The organism is Lysobacter sp. TAB13, assembly GCF_052113885.1.
In the GTDB taxonomy this organism is placed as follows: Bacteria; Pseudomonadota; Gammaproteobacteria; order Xanthomonadales; family Xanthomonadaceae; genus Lysobacter; species Lysobacter gummosus.
The window spans coordinates 367,989-386,258 of the sequence record NZ_JBFRDR010000002.1; the positions used below are offsets into that span (position 1 = coordinate 367,989).

Below are 18,270 nucleotides of genomic sequence, written 5' to 3' on the forward strand. Positions count from 1 at the left end.
CCAGCCCGCACCGAGGATCAACAGGCAGCGGCGAAGGGCGGGGGAAACGGGCAAGGAAGGCGGTCCTGGGAAAGCGGAAAAACACCGCCGCCGGCGTCCGGGCCGGCGGCGGTCGAAAGGAAGGTTCGTGGACGCGCGCGGCGGTTCAGAACTTGAAGGTGTGGCTGATCGAAACGGTGCGTCCGCGTCCGGCCCAGTAGTTCTGGAATCCGCCCGGCGGCTGCGACCAGCTCAGGATGTACTGCTTGTCGAACAGGTTCTCGATGCCGAGCGAGAACTTGCCGTAGCGCTCGGTCTGGTAGTTCATGCCCAGGTCGAACAAGGTGTAGCCGTGGGTGCTTTCGTTGAAGCTGAAACTGCGGTTGTCGAAACCGCGCACGTCGCTGCCGGACAGGTTGCGCGAGAACAGCGTGGTCGCGCCCAGGCTGATGTCGCCGCGCGGGATGAAGTTCCAGGTCAGGGTCCAGGCGAACTTGTCCGGATTGATGTCGAGCACACCCATCGGCTTGTTCATGCCGCCGGCGCCGTAGCGTCCGGCCGCATCGGCGGCCCAGAACGAGGTCATGCCGCGGGTGTGCGAGTACACCGCGCTGACCCGCCAGTCTTCGTTGAAGCGCCAGTCGGCCGACAGCTCGTAGCCCTTGATCCGCACCGGCGCGCGCAGCAGCACGAAGTCGTTCGTGGCCGGATCGATCGCCAGCGACTGGCCGTAGTCGGACTTGGAGTCGTAGTGCGAGGCGCTCAGCGAGCCGCGCTCGCCGCGCCAGTTGAAGCCGAACTCGGTGTTCTTCACCACGATGGCGTTGAGGTCCAGCAGATCCTCGACGCTGATCGGCGGATCGTTCGGGCAACCGTTGGTCTGGATGCTGCCGCCATCACCGGAACACTGGATGTTGCGCAGCGGAATGCCGACATTGGCCAGGGTGAAGCCCTCGCCGTAGGAGCCGAACACCGACCACTTGTCGTCGATGCGCCAGACCGCGCCGAAGTTTTTCAGGTTTTCCTGATAGTCGAGCGAGCCGCCGCCGACGTTGCGGCGGTCGCGATACCAGGTGGTGGTGTAGCTGTCCACGTGCAGCTCGCCGTCTTCGCGGCGGATGCCGCCGGACAGCGTCACCGGGCCGATGTCCCAGGACAGCTGCATCCACGGTGCGCGGCTGCTGTATTCCATCGGCGGCACCCACAGGCGATCGGTCAGCGCCAGGCGCTGCTGCGCGGTGTCCTTGACCAGGTCCAGGCCGACCCGCAGTTCCAGGCCGCTGACCGAGAACAGCGAGGGCCGCGTCCACGAGGTGCGCAGGCCCTTCTTGTTGGTGACGATTTCGGACTGATCGTAAAGCGTGTTGACCGGCGCGATCAGCGGGTCTTGTCGGTCGATGGTGTTCTCCGGCAGGTAGCGCATTTCCTGATCGGCCTTGTAGCCGTTGACGGTCAGCGTGCCGCCGAAGAAATCCGAATGGATGTAGCTGAGCTGGTATTGCTTGAAATCGTTGATCGCGGCTTTGGAGCCGAAGACGCTGCCGCGCTCGGAGGTGTTGGTGCGGGTTTCGCCGCACAGCGCGCGCTCGTCCGGACGGCAGCCCAGCACCTGGATGTAGTTGGCCTTGCCTTCGATGTTGAAGTGGCTGACCGAGCCTTCGATGCGCTGCACGCCGTCTTCGCCGAAGTTGTATCCGGCCTTGATGAACAGGTTGCGAGATTCGGTGTCGGCCAGCGAGCCGCTGGTGTTCATGCCGATGCGGCGGCCGTTACCGTCGTAGGTGATGCCGCGGTCCAGGAACGAGGCCGAGGCGATCATGTCGAAATTGCCGGCCTTGCGCGCGAAGGTCGCGCCGAGCTTCCAGCCGGCGCTGTCGTCCTTGAACTGGGTGGTGTAGCGCGAGGTGATGGTGAACTCGTTGCCTTCCTTGGTCGGCGCCGCGGACAGGTAGTTGATGATGCCGCCGGCCGCGCCGATGCCTTCTGACGCCGAAGGGCCGTTGATGACTTCGATCCGGCCGACGATGCCCATGTCGGTGAAGGTGCCGTTGCGGGTGCCTTCGCGCAGCGGCGAGCCCTGCGGCACGCCGTCGAACAAACGCAGCGCGACGCGGCCGCGCAGGTTTTCGCCGGTGTTGCTCATCGCCTGCGAGGATTCGGCGTAACCGGGCACCGAGCGCGACAGCACCGCGGTCGCGTCTTCGGTCAACACCAGCGAGCGCGCCAGTTCGGCCTTGGACACCAGGGTGATGGCGCCGGGAATCTTGTCGACCGCCTTGGGGCTGCGCGTGCCGGTGACCACGACGTTGTCGAGATTGACGGCCTGCGTGTCTTGCTTTTGCCCGTCCTGCGCGGGGACGGCGGCGTCCTGCGCTTGCGCGGCGCCGGCAAAGGTGGAAAGCAGCACGATGCTGCGGATCGCGGCGGAAAGTGGCTTGACCATGTCTGTCTCGTTGAGTGCCGGTGATCGCGCGGGCATACCGTTGCGGCGCGTGCTCGGTGACGTGCGCGGACGCCGGCGCTGTCGCGGATCGCGACTTCCCTCTCGCACCGAGTGTCTTGAGCAGGTTCGACGCGAGCCTATGCGCTCCCCGTCACGGTTGGAACCGATGCGGGGTATGTTCACAGACTAGGTTTTGTTGGCTTAAGCCGAATGGATCGATAGAGAAAGTTTTGTCGCGGCGCAGCATCGGACGACGCACGCGGCTGCCGTGCGCTGTACGAGCAATGCTGGAATCGCGCCGCCGGCGCGGCGGCGCGCGGCTCAATGCGTCTGCGCCGCGACCACTTTGCGGCTTTCGCGCAGGAACGCGGTGACCAGGCGCACGCGCACGCTCGACCGCGACCAGACGATGCCGATGCAACGCTTGGCCGACGCGTCGGGCAGCGGAATGCGCGCGAGCTTCAATCCTTCCGGCCACGGCGGCGCCCAGTCGGGCACCAGCGATACGCCCAGGCCGCGGTCGACCATCACCGCGATGGCGTTGAGCGCGTTGAGTTCGAAGCGCTCGCGCGGAACGATATTGGCCTGGCGCAGGTATTCGTCGGCCTGGCGTCCGCCCCAATGGTGACGGTCGTAGCGGATCAGCGGTTGGGTCGACAGCAGTTCGTGCGGATTGCGATCGGCCATGCTCAGCGGCGCCAGCACGATCAGCGGCTCTTCGCGCAGCAACTGCCACTCGCAGGTCTTGGGCAAGGGGAACGGCGCCTGCAGCACCACCGCGGCGTCGATATCGCCCTTCTCCACGGAGTGGTACAGATCGGCCGAATAGCCCGGCTGGATGAACACGTTGATGCCCGGGAACGATTCGACCATGCGCGCGAGCACATCGGGCAGCATGCCGGCCAATGCGGTCGGGCAGGCGCCCAGGCGCAATTCGCCGGCGACTTCGCTTTCGTTGGCGACGCTGCGCAGGTCGGCGACGTTGCGCAGCAGCTCGCGCGTGCGCGGCAGAATGCGCGCGCCTTCCTCGGTGACGCTGACGGTGCGGCCGACGCGGGCGATCAGCGGCGCGCCGATCTCGCGTTCGAGCGTGCGGATCTGCTGCGCCACCGCGGCCGGCGTGATGTTGAGCACGCGCGCGGCCGCGGCCATCGAGCCTTGATCGACCACGGTCACGAAAGTATGTAGGAACTGGGTTTCCACGGCGCCCCGCTGGTTGTTGTCGGCAGGCTACCCGAGCGTGCGCACCGGCGCCATGTGCCGAGCGCCGGACGGCGTTTTCCCGGAGTCAAGCGGAGCCTGCGTGTGAATATAGTCCGCGCGCCTTGGCGCTCGGAACGCGGCGGCGAACAATCGGCGCGAACTTCGCCCGCCATCGGAACGCCGTCATGCCGTATCCCGTCGCCAGCCCGGAGCACATCGCCGCCTTCGCCGAACACGGTTATCTGGTGGTGCGGCAAGCACTGCCGGCGGAGGAACTGGACCGGATCGAAGCGCATTGCGATCTGCTGCTGGCCGACAAGGAGCGCCTGGCCAACGACTGGGCCTGGGATCGCAGCGAAAGCAAGGAGCAGCGCTCGTTCCGGATCGTGCAGTCCTCGCCGACCCTGGTCTGGCCGGACATCGCCGCGCAGCCGTATCGCGCGTGGCTGGCGAGTTTCGCCTCCGCGCTGATGTCGCGCGAGATGGCATTCTGGTACGACCAGTTTCTCGGCAAGCCGCCGGGCAAGAGCGCGCCGACCTATTGGCATCAGGACGAAGGCTATTGGGGCGGCAATCTGTTCGATCGCGGCATCACCGGCTGGATTCCGCTGCAGGACGTGGACACCGTCAACGGCTGCATGCATTTCATCGACGGCGGCCATCGCGACGGCGTGCTGACCCATCGCCTGGTCGAAGGCGTGCAAAGCGATCTGCTGGTGTGCGAGGTGGACGAGGGCCGCGCCGTGGCCTGTCCGATGGCGCGCGGCGATGTCGCCTTCCATCATTCCAAGACCCCGCACATGAGCAACGCCAACACCGGCCCGGCCTGGCGCAAGGCGGTGACCAACCATCTGCAGGCCGCCGGCACCGGCGGTTCCGGCGATCACTATCCGTGGCGGGTGAAGGTCAATCAAGCCACCGGCGAGCGCACGGTGCCGGGCGGAGCGCACGATCCGGGAATGATGGGCGGCATGGGCGGTCCGCAGCGCTGATTGAATTCGTGGGGCGCGATCGCTGCGATCGTTGAGCCGCGGCGCGCTTGCCGTAACCCGCATGCGATGGCGCAGGCCGTCGCATTCGCGCGCACGACGAAGGCGGCGCGCTTTCAATCGCTGGCCCGGTCGCGATAGATGGTCAAACCCTTCAACGATTGCTGCGGCGCCGGAAAGAACAGGCTGGCGGCGTAGCCGATCACGATGCACAACAGGATAGAGATCGCCAGGTAGTAGTACGGATGGACCATCTGCAAGGTCCAGATCACCAGGGTCAGGGCGATGCTGGCGGCGATGCCGATCGCCACGCCCTGCCAGTTGGCGCGGCGGGTGAACATGCCCAGGGTGTAGGCGCCGGCGAAACCGCCGCCCAGCAGGCCGGCCAGTTCGATCGAAAGGTCGAACAGCGAATGCACGTTGAACTTCGACAGCAGCAGCGCGGTGGCGATGCCGATCAAACCCACCACCACGGTCATGATCTCGGCGAAGAACACGCTCTTCTTGGCGCTGCGGTCCTTGGCCAGCTTCTCGTAGAAGTCCACCGAGATCAGCGTCGCCACCGAATTCATGATGCCGGACAAGGTCGCCATCGCCGCGGCGAAGATGCCGGCGATGATCAAGCCGGTCACGCCCACCGGCAGTTCGGCGGCGATGAACATCGGGAAGGTGGCGTCGATCGGCAGCAGCGGATTCATCCGCTCGGGATTGTTCTTGTAGTAGACGAACAGCGAAGTGCCGATGGTGTAGAAGATGATGCCGCCGGGAATGGTGATGGCGGCGAACGCCCAGATCGAGCGTCCGGCTTCCTTGTCGGATTTGGTCGACAAGGTGCGCTGCATCAGCACCTGATCCTTCGGGAAGGTCAGCACCACTTCGAACACCACCAGGAAGATGAAGCCCCACACGGTGGCCTTGGTCATGTCGAAGCTGAAGTCGAAGGTGTGCATCTTGCCCAGCGACATCGCCGTGGACCAATACTCGCCGAAGCCGCCGCGCAGGTGCCAGATCATGAAACCGATCGCGAACAGCGCGCCGCCCATCTTGACGATCACCTGCACGAAGTCGGTCCAGATCACCGCCTTCATGCCGCCCATCGCGGTGTAGACGATGGTGAAGCCGCCCATCAGGATCACGCTCCAGAACACGCTGATGCCGGTGATGGTGGCGATGCCGAGCGCGGGCAGGAACAGGATCACGCTCATGCGGCTGCCGATCTGCACCACGATGCACAAGGCGCTGGCGAGCATGCGGATGGCCGGATGGAAGCGCGTTTCCAGGTACGAGAACACCGACATCAGGTCCAGCCGGCGCAGCAGCGGCACGATCCACACCGCGACGAACATCAACCCGAACACCGCGACGATGTTGTTGGCCAGGTACTGCCAGTTGGTTTCGAAGGCCTTGGCCGGGATTGCGATGAAACTGATCGAGCTGGTGTTGGCCGCGTACAGGCTCACGCCGGCGGCCCAGAACGGGATGCTGCGGCCGCCGACGAAGAAGCTGCTGGTCGAGCCGCGCTTCTCGCGCAGGTAGAAGAACAGGCCGATGCCGATCATGCCGGCCAGATAGACCACGATCACCACCCAATCCAGCCAGTGCAATCGCAACTTGCTCGACTGCACCTGAGCGGTGGCGAAGGCGGTATGCGCGCCGTCGGCGGAGGCCTGGGCCCAGACCAGTCCGTCGGGCCAGTGCGCGGTGGCGCCGGCGCCGGTGGGCAGTTCGGCGCCGGGCAGCGTCGCCCAGGAGCCGGTGATGGTCTGGTAGATCATCAGCTTGGCCGCGGCGTGGGCGAGGGCGGGATCGGCGACCGGATACAGCACGTGCGCCTGACCGGTCGCGCGGCCGGTTCCGGGCACGACCTGGCCGGGCACGCGGCCGGCGTCGCTCCAGGCTTTATCGGCCGACCAGCGCAGCAGGCGGTCGGCGCCGCCGCGCGGATCGGCGACGATCAGGAACAAGGCGCGGGTCTGGGTGATCAGCGAACGCGGCGCGGCGCCGCCGGGCCAGGCCGGAAGCGAGGTCCAGGCGATGCCGGCGTCGGCGCTGGGGCGCTGGAACACATGCGCCTTGCCATCGGCGCCGATGCCGGCGAGGTAGAGCGTGTCGTCGGACAAGGTCGCGCGCAGTTGCGACAGCGGCGCCGGCAGCGGCGGCAAGGGGCGCAGGCGCGCGCCGTTGTCGTCGGCGTCGATGCGCGCGATCGCGACAGAGGCACCGGCATCGGACGGCAGCAGATACGCGCGGGTGCCGTCGCCGACCACCGCGCCGGCCCATGGCGCCGCGGTCCATTGCAGCGGCAGCCAGGCGTGGCGATCGTTATCGAGTCGCCACGCGTGGTCGCGGCCGATCGCGAGGGTGCGGCCATCGACCGTCGCCAGCCCGATCAGCGGCGAGGCGTTCTGCAGCGACGGCAGCGTGCCGGCCTGCAGCGGCGTCAGCGGCTCGGCCTGCGCCGCCGTCGCTGCCAGCATCAGGCCGGCGCACAGCAACGCGACCAGACCGCGCGCCCGGATCGTCCGGCCCGCACGCGCCAGCGCCCACAAGAATTGCGACATCGAATACCGCCCCGTCATCGATGCGGACCGGATCGCCCCGGCTCGCAGTTTTACCCCGACTGCACTGTAGCCGCCCGCATCGCGGCGGCTCAGGCGCGCTCCGCCGCCGCCAGCAGCGCCTGCGCGCGCTTGAGAAACGGCAGATCGATCATGCGTCCATCCACCACGAACACGCCGCGGCCCGCGTCCGGCGCGGCCGCCGCCGCCGCGACGATGCGCCGCGCCGCGTCCAGCTCGGCCGCGGTCGCGGCGAAGATCTTGTTCGCCAGTCCGACCTGCGCCGGGTGCAGGCAGCTCTTGCCGATGAAGCCCAGCCGCCGCGCCATCCGCGCTTCGGCCAGATACCCGGCTTCGTCGTGCAGATCGGCGTAGGCGCTGTCGATGGCGAACACGTCGGCCTGCGCGGCGGCCATGCGCACGGCGAACATGGCCGCGTGCACGTTGGCCATGTCGTAGCGCTCCACGCCCGCGGCTTCGAACAGATCGGCCAACCCCAGTTGCAGGCCGGCCACGCGCGGATGCGCGGAGGCGATCTCGGAGGCGTTGGCGAGCGCGCGCGGAGTTTCGATATTGACCAGCACGCCGATCGGCTGGGCGATGCGGTTGAGCGTCTCGGCGCGTTCGATCGCCGCGACCGCCGCGCGCAACGACGCCGCCGATTCGATCTTGGGCAGATTGATCAAGGTCACGCCGTCGCGCGCGACCGCGGCGATGTCGGCGGTGAAGTGCGGCGAGTCCGGCGCGTTGACGCGCACGATCATCAGCTTGCGCGAGGCCAGCGCCGCCTCGGAGCCGACGAAGCCGGCGACCGCGATGCGCGCCGCCGCCTTGCGCTCCTCGGCGACCGCGTCTTCCAGATCGAACGACAACGCGTCCGCCGGACCGGCCAGCGCCTTGTCGAACAGCTCCGGCCGCGTGCCGGGCACGAACAACTTGCTACGCATGGAGCCACCGCGGCGGATTGCGAATCGTCATGGCCCCGGAGTGTGCGTCAAGCAAACAGTGGCAATCGCACAGGGGTGGCATGTTCAAACGATAGGTTTTGTTTTGATCGGGGCGGGAATGGAGAATGGATGCAGGGCTGGGATAAGCGAGCCGACAGCCGCGCCGAAGCCACGAGGTGTTTTGTGGGAGGGAGCTTCAGCCCCGACCCCCGAAGCCGCGCAAGCTCAACTGGCCTGGCCACCCACCCAAGCCCGGCCCTCCACCGAGCCACCCCCAAAACCGCCAGATTCCGCCAAATTCCGGGCCCGCCCCGCCCGCGCCGCGAGCAAAATCCCCCATCGGCCCGGCACGGCCCGATAATGGCGCCCATTCCGTCCAGGCCGCGCCCCGCTCGCGCGCCGCTCACCGAGTCGCCGATGACGTCCAGCTCCAGCTTCCCCGACTACCCCTTCCAGCCGCAGCGTTTCGAAGTCCGTCCGGGCATCGGCATGAGCTACCTCGACGAAGGCCCGCGCGATGGCGAGGTCGTGGTGATGCTGCACGGCAACCCGTCGTGGAGCTATTACTGGCGCAAGCTGGTGCTGGGCCTGAAGGACCGCTACCGCTGCATCGTCCCCGACCACGTCGGCATGGGCCTGTCGGACAAGCCCGGCGACGATCGCTACGAATACACCCTGCAATCGCGGGTCGATGATGTCGAACGGCTGCTGCAGCACCTGGGCGTCACCGGTCCGATGACCCTGGCCGTGCACGACTGGGGCGGCGGCATCGGCTTCGGCTGGGGCCTGAAGCATTCCGATCAGATCAAGCGGCTGGTGATCACCAACACCGGCGCGTTCCCGCTGCCGGCGGCCAAGCCGCTGCCCAAGCGCCTGCGCCTGGGCCGCGATTCGTCGATCGGCACCGGCCTGATCCGCGGCTTCAACGCCTTCGCCGGCGGCGCCTCGCGCCTGGGCGTGGTCAAGGCGATGCCGGCGCAGGTGCGCCGCGCCTATGTCGCGCCTTACGACTCCTGGGCCAACCGCATCGCCACCTCGCGTTTCGTCCAGGACATTCCGCTGGGCGAGGGCGACAAGGCCTGGCCGCTGGTGCAGGCGATGGGCCGCAAGCTGCCCGAATACGCCGACCGGCCGGTGTTCATCGGCTGGGGCCTGGCCGATTTCGTCTTCGATCATCACTTCCTGAAAGGCTTCACCGACGCGCTGCCGCGGGCGCAGGTGCAGGCGTTCAAGGACGCCGGACATTACGTGCTGGAAGACAAGAGCGAGATTCTGGTGCCGGACATCCGCGCCTTCCTCGACCGCCACCCTCTCGACTGAGACACGCATGGACGCTGCCGCACCCACCTGCAACATCGCCGCGATACTGCCGACGCTGGCCGCGCAATCGCCCGAACGCGTGGCGATGCGCTGCCCCGGCACGCGCCGCGCCGACGGCATGGCCAGTTACGACGTCGTGCTGACCTATGCGCAGCTGGACGCGCGCAGCGACGCCATCGCCGCCGGCCTGGCCAAGCGCGGCATTGTCCGCGGCACCCGCACCGCGGTGATGGTGCGGCCGTCGCCGGAGTTCTTCCTGCTGATGTTCGCCTTGTTCAAGGCCGGCGCGGTGCCGGTGCTGATCGATCCGGGCATCGACAAGCGCGCGCTGCGCCAATGCCTGGACGAAGCCGCGCCGGAAGCCTTCATCGGCATTCCGCTGGCGCATGTGGCGCGCGTGGTGCTGGGCTGGGCGAAGTCGGCGCGCATCCGCATCACCACCGGCAAGCGCGCATTCCTGGCCGACGACACGCTCGAACGCGTCGAGCGCGCCGGCGCCGGCGCGGGTTCGCAATTGGCCAATACGCAGCCGGACGAAGTCGCGGCGATCGTGTTCACCAGCGGCTCGACCGGCGTGCCCAAGGGCGTGGTGTTCCGCCATCGCCACTTCGTCGCGCAGATCGAAATGATGAGCCAGGCCTTCGGCATGGTGCCCGGCGGCGTGGACCTGCCGACGTTCCCGCCGTTCGCCTTGTTCGATCCGGCGCTGGGGCTGACCTCGATCATTCCCGACATGGACCCGACCCGGCCGGCGCAGGCCGATCCGGTCAAATTGCTCGAAGCGGTGACCCGTTTCGGCTGCGATCAACTGTTCGGCTCGCCCGCGTTGATGGCGGTGCTGGCCCGGCACGGCCAGCCGATGCCGACGGTCAAGCGCGTCACCTCGGCCGGCGCGCCGGTGCCGCCGGACACGGTCGCGCGCCTGCGCGAACTGCTGCCCGACGACGCCCAGTTCTGGACGCCCTACGGCGCCACCGAATGCCTGCCGGTGGCGGTGATCGAAGGCCGCGAACTGCAGTCCACGCGCGCGGCCACCGAAGCCGGCGCCGGCACTTGCGTCGGCCGCGCGGTGGAACGCAACGAGGTGCGGGTGATCCGCATCGACGACGCGGCGATCGCGCAATGGTCGGACGATCTGCTGGTCGGCGCCGGCGTGGTCGGCGAAATCACCGTCGCCGGTCCCACCGCCACCGACAGCTATTTCAATCGCGATTCGATGACCCGGCTGGCCAAGATCCGCGAGAACGCCGGCGGCGTGGAGCGCATCGTCCATCGCATGGGCGATGTGGGTTATCTCGACGAACAAGGCCGGCTGTGGTTCTGCGGGCGCAAGACCCATCGCGTGGAAACCGCGAGCGGCCCGCTCTACACCGAGCAGGTCGAGCCGGTGTTCAACACCCATCCGAAGGTGCGGCGCACCGCGCTGGTCGGCACCGGCACGTTCGGCGCGCAGGTGCCGCTGCTGTGGGTGGAGCTGCATCAGCCGCGCGTCGGCGATACCGAGCGCAAGCGCATCGTCGAGGAACTGCGCGAGATCGGCGCCCGGCATGCGCATACCGCCGGGATCGAGCGTTTCCGCTTTCATCCGGGGTTTCCGGTGGATATTCGCCATAACGCCAAGATCGGGCGCGAGAAGCTGGCGCTGCAGGCGCAGGCGATCGAAAGCCGTTGATGTGGGTTCGGCGCGATCGGGGACGAGAGCGTCGGGGCTGAAGCCCCTCCCACAAGAACGAGCGCGGCTTCGAAGTCTCTTGCAGGAGGAGCTTCAGCCCTTCCTGAAAAAGCAGCGCAGCTCTGAAGTCTTTTGTGGGAGGGGCTTCAGCCCCGATGCTTTTCTCTCAGCACCAGCGATAGTCGCCTACCCGACAAACCGCCCCGCCTACCGGCGTCTATCATTCCCCTCTCTCTTCTTCGGACCTGCGCCATGCGAATCCTTGTCACCGGCGGCGGCGGTTTCCTCGGCCAGGCCCTGTGCCGCGGCCTGATCGCGCGCGGCCACCAGGTGGTGAGCTTCAATCGCGGCCACTACCCGGCGCTCGATGCGCTAGGCGTGATCCAGATCCAGGGCGACCTGGCCGATCGCGACGCGGTGATCGCCGCCGCGCAAGGCTGCGAGGCGATCTTCCACAACGCCGCCAAGGCCGGCGCCTGGGGCAGCTACGACAGCTATCACCAGGCCAACGTGGTTGGGACCGACAACGTGCTGGCCGCCTGCCGCGCCCACCGCATCGGTAAACTGGTCTACACCTCGACCCCGAGCGTGACCCATCGCGCCACCCATCCGGTCGAAGGCGGCACCGCCGACACCGTGCCCTACGGCGAAGGCTTCAAGGCCGCCTACGCGACCACCAAGACCATCGCGGAAAAAGCCGTGCTCGCCGCCAACGGCGCCGAGCTGGCCACCGTCGCGCTGCGTCCGCGCCTGATCTGGGGCGTGGGCGACAATCAACTGCTGCCGCGTCTGGTCGCGCGCGCCAACGCCGGCCGCCTGCGCTTCGTCGGCGACGGCAACAACCGCATCGACACCACCTACATCGACAACGCCGCGCAGGCGCACTTCGATGCGTTCGAACATCTCGCCCCGAACGCGGCCTGCGCCGGCCGCGCCTACTTCATCAGCAACGGCGAACCCAAGACCTTGCGCGAAACCCTCAACGGCCTGCTCGGCGCGGTCGGCGCGCCGCAGGTGGACAAGACCCTGCCGTTCGGCGCGGCCTACGCCATCGGCGCGGTCTGCGAAGGTTTGTGGCATGTGCTGCCGTTGCAGGGCGAGCCGCCGATGACGCGTTTTCTGGCCGAACAACTATCGACCACGCACTGGTACGACATGGCGCCGGCGACGCGCGATTTCGGTTACGTGCCCAAGGTCAGTTTTCACGAAGGGCTCACCCGCCTGAAGGCCGCCTGGACGCAAACGCCCGCCGTCACCGTCTGACAACCTGCGCTGGCCGAGGATCGAAGCGTGCCATCGGGACCTGCCCCGATGGGGCTTTCTTTCATGCCAGGAGGTTCCCCATGCTTCATTACGCCGCCGTATTTTTCGTCATCGCGATCATCGCCGCGGTCCTGGGCTTCACCGGCATCGCCGGCGCGGCCAGCAACATCGCCTGGATCTTGTTCGTCGTGTTCGTGGTCCTGGCGATCATCTCGCTGTTCCGCGGCCGTCGCGTCGCCTGACGCCCGCCGCTTGAGCGCCACCGACCGCGTGGCCGGACCGGAGCGGGGGGCTACAATGGCGGCATGACCGCCTCCGACCCCTCGTTCCTGTCCTCGCTCAAGCCGTTGGCCGGGCGCGCGCTGGAAGCCGCGCTCAACCGCGCGCTGGCGCTGGACCCCGATACCCGCGACAGCCTGCGCGCGCTCGACGGCCGCAGCGTCGCCTTGCACCTGGCCTCGCCGCCGCTGGCGCTGCGCATCCTGGTGGTCGAAGGCCGGCTCGAAGTCGGGCCGGTGCGCGACAGCGATGAGCCCGATCTGTCGGTGCGCAGCACGCTCGGGGCGATCTTGTCGCAACTGCCGAATCTGCTCGGCGCCGCGCGCAACGAACAGGCCGCGCCGGTCGGCAAGCTGCGCATCGAAGGCGATGCCGACCTTGCGCGACGTTTGCAGCGCTTGGCCGAACGCTTCGATCCGGATTGGCAGCAACCCTTCGTCGCCGTGTTCGGCGAGGTGGCCGGCGTGCAGATCGCCAACGGCGTCGCCGGCGCGCTGCGGCATGCGCGCGAGGCGGCCGGCGCTCTGGCCGGCAACGCGGCCGAATACGTCACCGAAGAATCGCGCGATGTCGTGCCGCGCGATGAGCTCAACGCCTTTCACGACGATGTCGATGCCCTGCGCGACGATGTCGAGCGCGCCGCGGCGCGGGTGGGGCGCTTGCGCGATCGCGCGAGGCGCAGCGCATGAGCTGGGGTGCTTCGAACCTGCGAGGTCTTTTGTGGGAGGGGCTTCAGCCCCGATGCTCTTGGCTCCGCTCGCTGCGTAACTCCGTCGCTCCTGACCGGAAAGCATCGGGGCTGAAGCCCCTCCTACAAAAGACTTCGCAGTTGCGGAATCTCTGCGAGGAAGTGCGCGCATGAGGTCCGCCATCCGCGCCTGGCGCATCGGCCGCGTGTTGCTGCGCTACCGCCTCGACGACCTGCTCGACGACACGCCGGCCGAGCGCTGGCTCAAGCTCGCGCGTCCGTTCGTGCCGCGCGCTTCGGTCGAGATCGCGGCGATGTCGCGCGGCGCGCGCCTGCGCCTGGCCTTGCAGGAACTCGGGCCGATCTTCGTCAAGTTCGGCCAGATCCTGTCCACCCGCCGCGATCTGGTGCCGCCGGATATCGCCATCGAACTGGCGCTGCTGCAGGACCGGGTCGCGCCGTTCGACGGCGAGACCGCGCGCCGCATCGTCGAAGGCACGCTGGAACGCAAGATCGAAGACGCCTTCGAACGGTTCGACATCGAGCCGCTGGCCTCGGCCTCGATCGCCCAGGTGCACGCCGCGCGCTTGCCGGCCGAAGGCGGCAGGCCGGCGCGCGAAGTCGTGGTGAAGGTGCTGCGGCCCGACATCGAGGGCAAGATCGCCGGCGACATCGCGCTGTTGAACGCGCTGGCGGCGCTGGTCGATCGCGCCCATCCGGCCGCGGACAAGATCCGTCCGCGCGCGATCGTGGCCGAGATCGAAAGCACCCTGGCCGCCGAGCTGGACCTGCAGCGCGAAGGCGCCAACGCCAGCGTGCTGCGCCGGTTCTGGGCCGACAGCGACGACATGTACGTGCCCGAGGTGATCTGGTCGCACACCAGCGCGCGCGCGCTGACCCTGGAGCGGGTGTACGGCATTCCCTCCGACGACATCGCCGCCCTGGACGCGGCCGGCATCGACCGCCGCGCGCTCGCCGCCAAGGGCGTGCGGGTGTTCTACACGCAGGTGTTCCGCGACAACTTCTTCCACGCCGACGCCCACGCCGGCAACATCTGGGTGGACAGCGATCCGTCGCGGCGCAGCAACCCGCGCTTCATCGCGCTCGACTTCGGCATCATGGGCCAGCTGTCCGACGAGGATCAGTACTACCTCGCGGAAAACTTCATGGCGATCTTCAACCGCGACTATCGCCGCATCGCCGAGCTGCACGTGCAGGCCGGCTGGATTCCCGCGCACATCCGCATCGACGAACTCGAAGCGGCCACGCGCGCGGTGTGCGAGCCGTATTTCACCCGTCCGCTCAGCGAGATTTCGCTGGCCGAAGTGCTGGTGAAGCTGTTCCGCACCGCGCAGCGCTACGAGCTGACTTTGCAGCCGCAGTTGATCTTGTTGCAGAAGACCTTGCTCAACATCGAAGGCGTGGGGCGGCTGCTCGATCCCAAGCTCGACATCTGGGCGGTGGCGCGGCCGGTGCTGCAGCGCATCTTGCTCGATCGCTATAGCCCGCAGCGTCTGGCGAGCGAATTCCGCAAGCGCCTGCCCGAGTTCGTGACCCGCGCGCCGGAAATGCCGCGCCTGCTGCATGCCTGGCTGAGCCAGCAGGTGTCGGGGCAGCATGAGTTGAAGATGCGGTCGAGCGACATCACCGACCTTAATCGCACGATCAAGGATGCGGTGCGCCGCACGGTCGCGGCGATTCTCGGCACTGGCCTGTTGATCGTGGCGGCGGTGTTGTATGGGCTGGAATCGGGCGGGCCGCGCTTCTGGTCGATCCCGGCGTCGTCGTGGATCGCGGGGCTGGGCGGGTTGTGGGCGTTGTTGGCGGCGTGGCCGCGGCGGAAGCGCGACACACGTTGATCTCTCCCGAAGCGTTCCCCTAACGAATCCCCCCGACGAAACCCCAACGAATCCCCCCGGCGGGTTCCCCCCTTTGAAAAAGGGGGGCCAGGGGGGATTTGCTTTTGCTCTTGCGGGTGAATCTTTCGGCTTCGGACGGTAAGAGCAAATCCCCCCTAGCCCCCCTTTTTCAAAGGGGGGAACTCGGTAGGTTGAGGTGTGGGGACTTGCGGTGGCGCGGTTATGGCCCTGCTGCTTTCGCCTTCGTCGGCGCCTTGTTCTTCGCCGCGGCAAAATCCCCCGCCGCATAAACACTGAACTGCTCCGGCTTAAGGTGCCTGCGGATCGCCGCATTCACCGACTCCACCGTCAGCGCCTTGAACTTCGCATCCAGGTCGGCGGCGAACTGCATAGTGCGGCCGTAGAACAGATTGCTCACCAACCCGGCGGCGACCGCCGGGTCGGAGGCGCGCGCCTGTTCGCGCTGGGTCAGCAAGCCCGACACCGCGTCCTTCAATTCCTCCGCGCCCACGCCATCCTTGACCAGCCGCGCCAGTTCTTCGCGCATCGCGCGCTCGACCTGCTCCAGGTTCTCCGGCGCGGCGATCGCCTGCACCGACCAGCTGCCGGCGTCGTCGCGGCCGTCGCGGCTGGCGTCGGCGTCCAGGTCGCTGTCCACGCCGTAGCTCAGGCCTTCTTTCTGACGGATGCGATCGCCCAGGCGCGATTTGATCGTGCCGCCGCCGAGAATGTAGTTGGCCGCGACCAGCGCGGGATAATCCGGGTCGATGTCCTTCAACGACAGATTGACGTTGGCCAACAACACGCCGTTGGGCTTGTCCGGAGTCTCGAAGCGGCGTTGTTCCGCCGCCACGTCGATGTAATGCGTGGGAATGGGCGCGTAGGCGTGCTTGGGTTTCCAGTCGGCGAACAGCGCCTGCAACTGCTGCTTGACCGCGACCGGATCGAAATCGCCGACCACGCTGATCTCGCCTTCGGCGCTGCCGTAGAACTCGCGATGGAAGGCGCGCACGTCCTCGACCTTGAGCGCCTTGATCGCCGCCAGCGATTCGTCCAGCGATTTGAAATGCAGCGGGTGCCCGGCCGGCCACGGGTCGAAGTGCTGCGCCAGCGCCTGGCTGGCGATCTGCCCGGGCTCCTGGCGCGAAGCTTCCAGGCCGGTGATCGCCTGCAGGCGGTATTGCTCGAATTCCTTGTCCGGATAGGTCGGCGTGCGCAGCACTTTCGCCGCCAGCGCAAGCGCATCGCTTAACTGCTCGCGGCGCGTGGTCAAGCCGACCCGCGCCGACTGCAGGCTGCCGCCGATGCGGGCGGTGGTCTTGAGCGCTTCGAAGCGCGCGTCGATCTGCTCGCGGCTCAGCTCTTGACTGCCGCGCATCATCAGCGCGCCGGCGACGTTGCCGGCGGTGTCGCGGCCGCGCAGTGAATCGGTGTCGGCGAAGTGGAAGTTGGCCGAGACGATGACGGTGCCGCCGCGGGTTTTCTTCGGCAGCAAGGCGAGCTTGAGCCCCTGGCCGACGCCGGTGTCGAGGGTGATGGTCTGCGTGCGCGCTTCGATGTTGGCCGGCGTGGGATCGAAATGCTCGCCCGCTTCCAGCGCGAGTTTGCCGGTATAGCCTTGCAGCACGCTCGCCGCCGTCGGCGCCTCGGGGATAGTGACCCGTTGCGGCGCCTGGGTCGGCACGAAGCGGCCGAAGGTGCGGTTGCTCGATTGCAGATAGGCGCGGGCGACGCGATTGACGTCGTCGGCGGTGACTTTCTCCAGGGCGTCGCGGTACTGGAAATACAAGCGCCAGTCGCCGGCGACCACCGGGTCCGACAGCGCCATCGCCACCGCGCCGACGTTGGTGTAAGCGCGTTCGAAGCTGTTGCGCGCGCGCTGCTTGGCCGCTTCCACTTCCTCGGCGGTGATCGGCTTTTTCTGGATTTGTTCGAGCTGCTCGATCAACACCTGTTCGGCCTTGGCCGCATCGCCGTCCTTGGGCAGCGCGGCCAGCGCCGTCAGCAGGCCGGGGTCGGGCATTTGTTCGCCGCCCACGCCGATGCTGGCGGCCAGTCCGGTTTCGACCAGCGCCTTGTGCAGGCGTCCGCCCGGGGTATGGCCGAGGATGTCGTCGAGAATGCCCAGCGGCGCGGCGTCGGGATGGGTGGCGGCGGGGATGTGGTACGCGGCCATCAGCAGGCGCAGATCGCCGACGCGGCGCACGGTGACTTCGCGTTCGCCGTCCTGCGCCGGCTCACGCGTGTAGAAGGCGCGCATCGGTTCGGCCGGCTTGGGCACGGCGCCGAAATAACGCGCGACCGTGCCCAGGGTCTTGGCCGGATCGATGCGGCCGGTGAGCACCAAGGTGGCGTTGTCGGGCCGGTACCAGGCGCGGTAATAGGCTTGCAGGCGCTCGATCGGCACGTGCTCGACATCGCTGCGCGCGCCGATGGTGCTGTTGCCGTAGTGATGCCACAGGTACGCGGTGGAGCGCACGCGCTCGGACAGCGCCGAGACTTCGCTGTTCTCGCCGTTCTCCATTTCGTTGCGGACCACGGTCATCTCGCTGTCCAGGTCCTTGCGCGCGATGTCCGAATGCACCATGCGATCGGCTTCCAGGCCCAGCAGCCAGTCGAGCGTGGCGTCGTTGGCGGGGAAGGAGGCGAAGTAGTTGGTGCGGTCCAGCGAGGTCTGGGCGTTGAAGCCGATGCCGCGCTTCTTCATTTCGCCGGGAATGTCGCGATGGCTCGGCGTGCCCTTGAACAGCATGTGTTCGAGCAAATGCGCCATGCCGGTTTCGCCATAGTTCTCCTGCAGCGAGCCGACCGCGTAGATCAGGTTGAGCGTGACCGTGGGCTGGGTGGCGTCGGGAAACAGCAGCACGCGCAGGCCGTTGCTCATGCGGTATTCGCAGATGCCTTCCACGCAGGGCCCGGCCTGGAAACCCGCGGGCGGCGGTTGCGGCGCCTGCGCGTGGGCGCCGCCGAGGGCGAGGCTCAGGGCGAAGGCGAGCGCGGCGATGGCGGCGGGACGGCGTGGCGGCATGGAAACTCCTGGAAACGGGAACGCGGCGCGAAGGGAAGACGA

Annotated in this window: 12 protein-coding genes and 2 pseudogenes; 8 read left to right on the forward strand and 6 right to left on the reverse strand. The window is 67.6% G+C overall.

What is annotated here, in order from left to right; all coding sequences use genetic code 11:
- Positions 1–145 precede the first annotated feature (145 nt).
- Entirely contained in the window at positions 146–2,422 is a 2,277-nt protein-coding gene (locus tag AB4Y92_RS04315; protein ID WP_441818538.1) for a TonB-dependent receptor, read from the reverse strand.
- A gap of 321 nt (positions 2,423–2,743) precedes the next feature.
- Positions 2,744–3,625, reverse strand: coding sequence for a LysR family transcriptional regulator (locus AB4Y92_RS04320; protein ID WP_235112094.1), 882 nt, complete (start codon positions 3,623–3,625; stop codon positions 2,744–2,746).
- 185 nt (positions 3,626–3,810) lie between these two features.
- On the opposite strand from AB4Y92_RS04320, the gene AB4Y92_RS04325 reads away from it, so the two are divergent.
- Positions 3,811–4,617, forward strand: a complete 807-nt coding sequence (locus tag AB4Y92_RS04325; RefSeq protein WP_441818539.1) for a phytanoyl-CoA dioxygenase family protein — start codon at positions 3,811–3,813, stop codon at positions 4,615–4,617.
- 113 nt (positions 4,618–4,730) lie between these two features.
- Here AB4Y92_RS04325 and AB4Y92_RS04330 read toward each other — a convergent pair whose 3' ends face one another.
- Together AB4Y92_RS04330 and AB4Y92_RS04335 are read right to left on the reverse strand one after the other, a co-directional pair.
- On the reverse strand, positions 4,731–7,175 hold the full coding sequence (locus AB4Y92_RS04330) for a sodium:solute symporter (RefSeq protein ID WP_441818540.1): 2,445 nt from the start codon (positions 7,173–7,175) through the stop codon (positions 4,731–4,733).
- 89 nt (positions 7,176–7,264) lie between these two features.
- A complete protein-coding gene (locus AB4Y92_RS04335) occupies positions 7,265–8,119 on the reverse strand; it encodes an HpcH/HpaI aldolase/citrate lyase family protein (RefSeq protein WP_441818541.1) in 855 nt (284 codons plus the stop codon).
- A 417-nt stretch (positions 8,120–8,536) separates the two neighbouring features.
- Between AB4Y92_RS04335 and AB4Y92_RS04340 the strand changes: the two genes are divergently transcribed.
- The 6 genes and pseudogenes from AB4Y92_RS04340 to AB4Y92_RS04365 all read left to right on the forward strand — a co-directional run bounded on the left by AB4Y92_RS04340 (position 8,537) and on the right by AB4Y92_RS04365 (position 13,342).
- Entirely contained in the window at positions 8,537–9,439 is a 903-nt protein-coding gene (locus AB4Y92_RS04340; protein ID WP_441818542.1) for an alpha/beta fold hydrolase, read from the forward strand.
- Positions 9,440–9,446: 7 nt separating this feature from the next.
- The gene (gene oleC / locus AB4Y92_RS04345; protein WP_441818543.1) at positions 9,447–11,111 is read left to right on the forward strand and encodes an olefin beta-lactone synthetase; all 1,665 of its coding nucleotides are present in this window, start codon (positions 9,447–9,449) and stop codon (positions 11,109–11,111) included.
- A gap of 12 nt (positions 11,112–11,123) precedes the next feature.
- A pseudogene (locus AB4Y92_RS04350) lies at positions 11,124–11,237 on the forward strand (hypothetical protein); the annotation flags it as partial.
- Positions 11,238–11,363: 126 nt separating this feature from the next.
- On the forward strand, positions 11,364–12,374 hold the full coding sequence (gene oleD / locus AB4Y92_RS04355; protein WP_441818544.1) for a 2-alkyl-3-oxoalkanoate reductase: 1,011 nt from the start codon (positions 11,364–11,366) through the stop codon (positions 12,372–12,374).
- A gap of 80 nt (positions 12,375–12,454) precedes the next feature.
- Positions 12,455–12,616: a DUF1328 domain-containing protein gene (locus AB4Y92_RS04360; RefSeq protein ID WP_083512241.1), complete on the forward strand. Its 162-nt coding sequence runs from the start codon at positions 12,455–12,457 to the stop codon at positions 12,614–12,616.
- A gap of 63 nt (positions 12,617–12,679) precedes the next feature.
- Positions 12,680–13,342, forward strand: a complete 663-nt coding sequence (locus AB4Y92_RS04365; protein WP_441818545.1) for a ubiquinone biosynthesis accessory factor UbiJ — start codon at positions 12,680–12,682, stop codon at positions 13,340–13,342.
- A gap of 39 nt (positions 13,343–13,381) precedes the next feature.
- Here AB4Y92_RS04365 and AB4Y92_RS04370 read toward each other — a convergent pair.
- A pseudogene (locus AB4Y92_RS04370) lies at positions 13,382–13,540 on the reverse strand (DUF6053 domain-containing protein); the annotation flags it as partial.
- Here AB4Y92_RS04370 and ubiB point away from each other — a divergent pair.
- Positions 13,512–15,200, forward strand: coding sequence for a ubiquinone biosynthesis regulatory protein kinase UbiB (ubiB, locus tag AB4Y92_RS04375; protein ID WP_441818546.1), 1,689 nt, complete (start codon positions 13,512–13,514; stop codon positions 15,198–15,200). The pseudogene AB4Y92_RS04370 and the gene ubiB sit on opposite strands and share 29 nt — an antisense overlap.
- 220 nt (positions 15,201–15,420) lie before the next feature.
- Here the strand turns inward: ubiB and AB4Y92_RS04380 are convergent, their stop codons facing one another.
- Positions 15,421–18,228, reverse strand: a complete 2,808-nt coding sequence (locus AB4Y92_RS04380; RefSeq protein WP_441818547.1) for a M16 family metallopeptidase — start codon at positions 18,226–18,228, stop codon at positions 15,421–15,423.
- Positions 18,229–18,270: the final 42 nt, after the last annotated feature.

Coding starts and splice junctions, on each gene's coding strand:
- AB4Y92_RS04315 (WP_441818538.1), bottom strand. CDS start 2,422: ATGGTCAAGCCACTTTCCGCCGCGATCCGCAGCATCGTGCTGCTTTCC.
- AB4Y92_RS04325 (WP_441818539.1), top strand. CDS start 3,811: ATGCCGTATCCCGTCGCCAGCCCGGAGCACATCGCCGCCTTCGCCGAA.
- AB4Y92_RS04330 (WP_441818540.1), bottom strand. CDS start 7,175: ATGTCGCAATTCTTGTGGGCGCTGGCGCGTGCGGGCCGGACGATCCGG.
- AB4Y92_RS04335 (WP_441818541.1), bottom strand. CDS start 8,119: ATGCGTAGCAAGTTGTTCGTGCCCGGCACGCGGCCGGAGCTGTTCGAC.
- AB4Y92_RS04340 (WP_441818542.1), top strand. CDS start 8,537: ATGACGTCCAGCTCCAGCTTCCCCGACTACCCCTTCCAGCCGCAGCGT.
- oleC (WP_441818543.1), top strand. CDS start 9,447: ATGGACGCTGCCGCACCCACCTGCAACATCGCCGCGATACTGCCGACG.
- oleD (WP_441818544.1), top strand. CDS start 11,364: ATGCGAATCCTTGTCACCGGCGGCGGCGGTTTCCTCGGCCAGGCCCTG.
- AB4Y92_RS04360 (WP_083512241.1), top strand. CDS start 12,455: ATGCTTCATTACGCCGCCGTATTTTTCGTCATCGCGATCATCGCCGCG.
- AB4Y92_RS04365 (WP_441818545.1), top strand. CDS start 12,680: ATGACCGCCTCCGACCCCTCGTTCCTGTCCTCGCTCAAGCCGTTGGCC.
- ubiB (WP_441818546.1), top strand. CDS start 13,512: ATGAGGTCCGCCATCCGCGCCTGGCGCATCGGCCGCGTGTTGCTGCGC.
- AB4Y92_RS04380 (WP_441818547.1), bottom strand. CDS start 18,228: ATGCCGCCACGCCGTCCCGCCGCCATCGCCGCGCTCGCCTTCGCCCTG.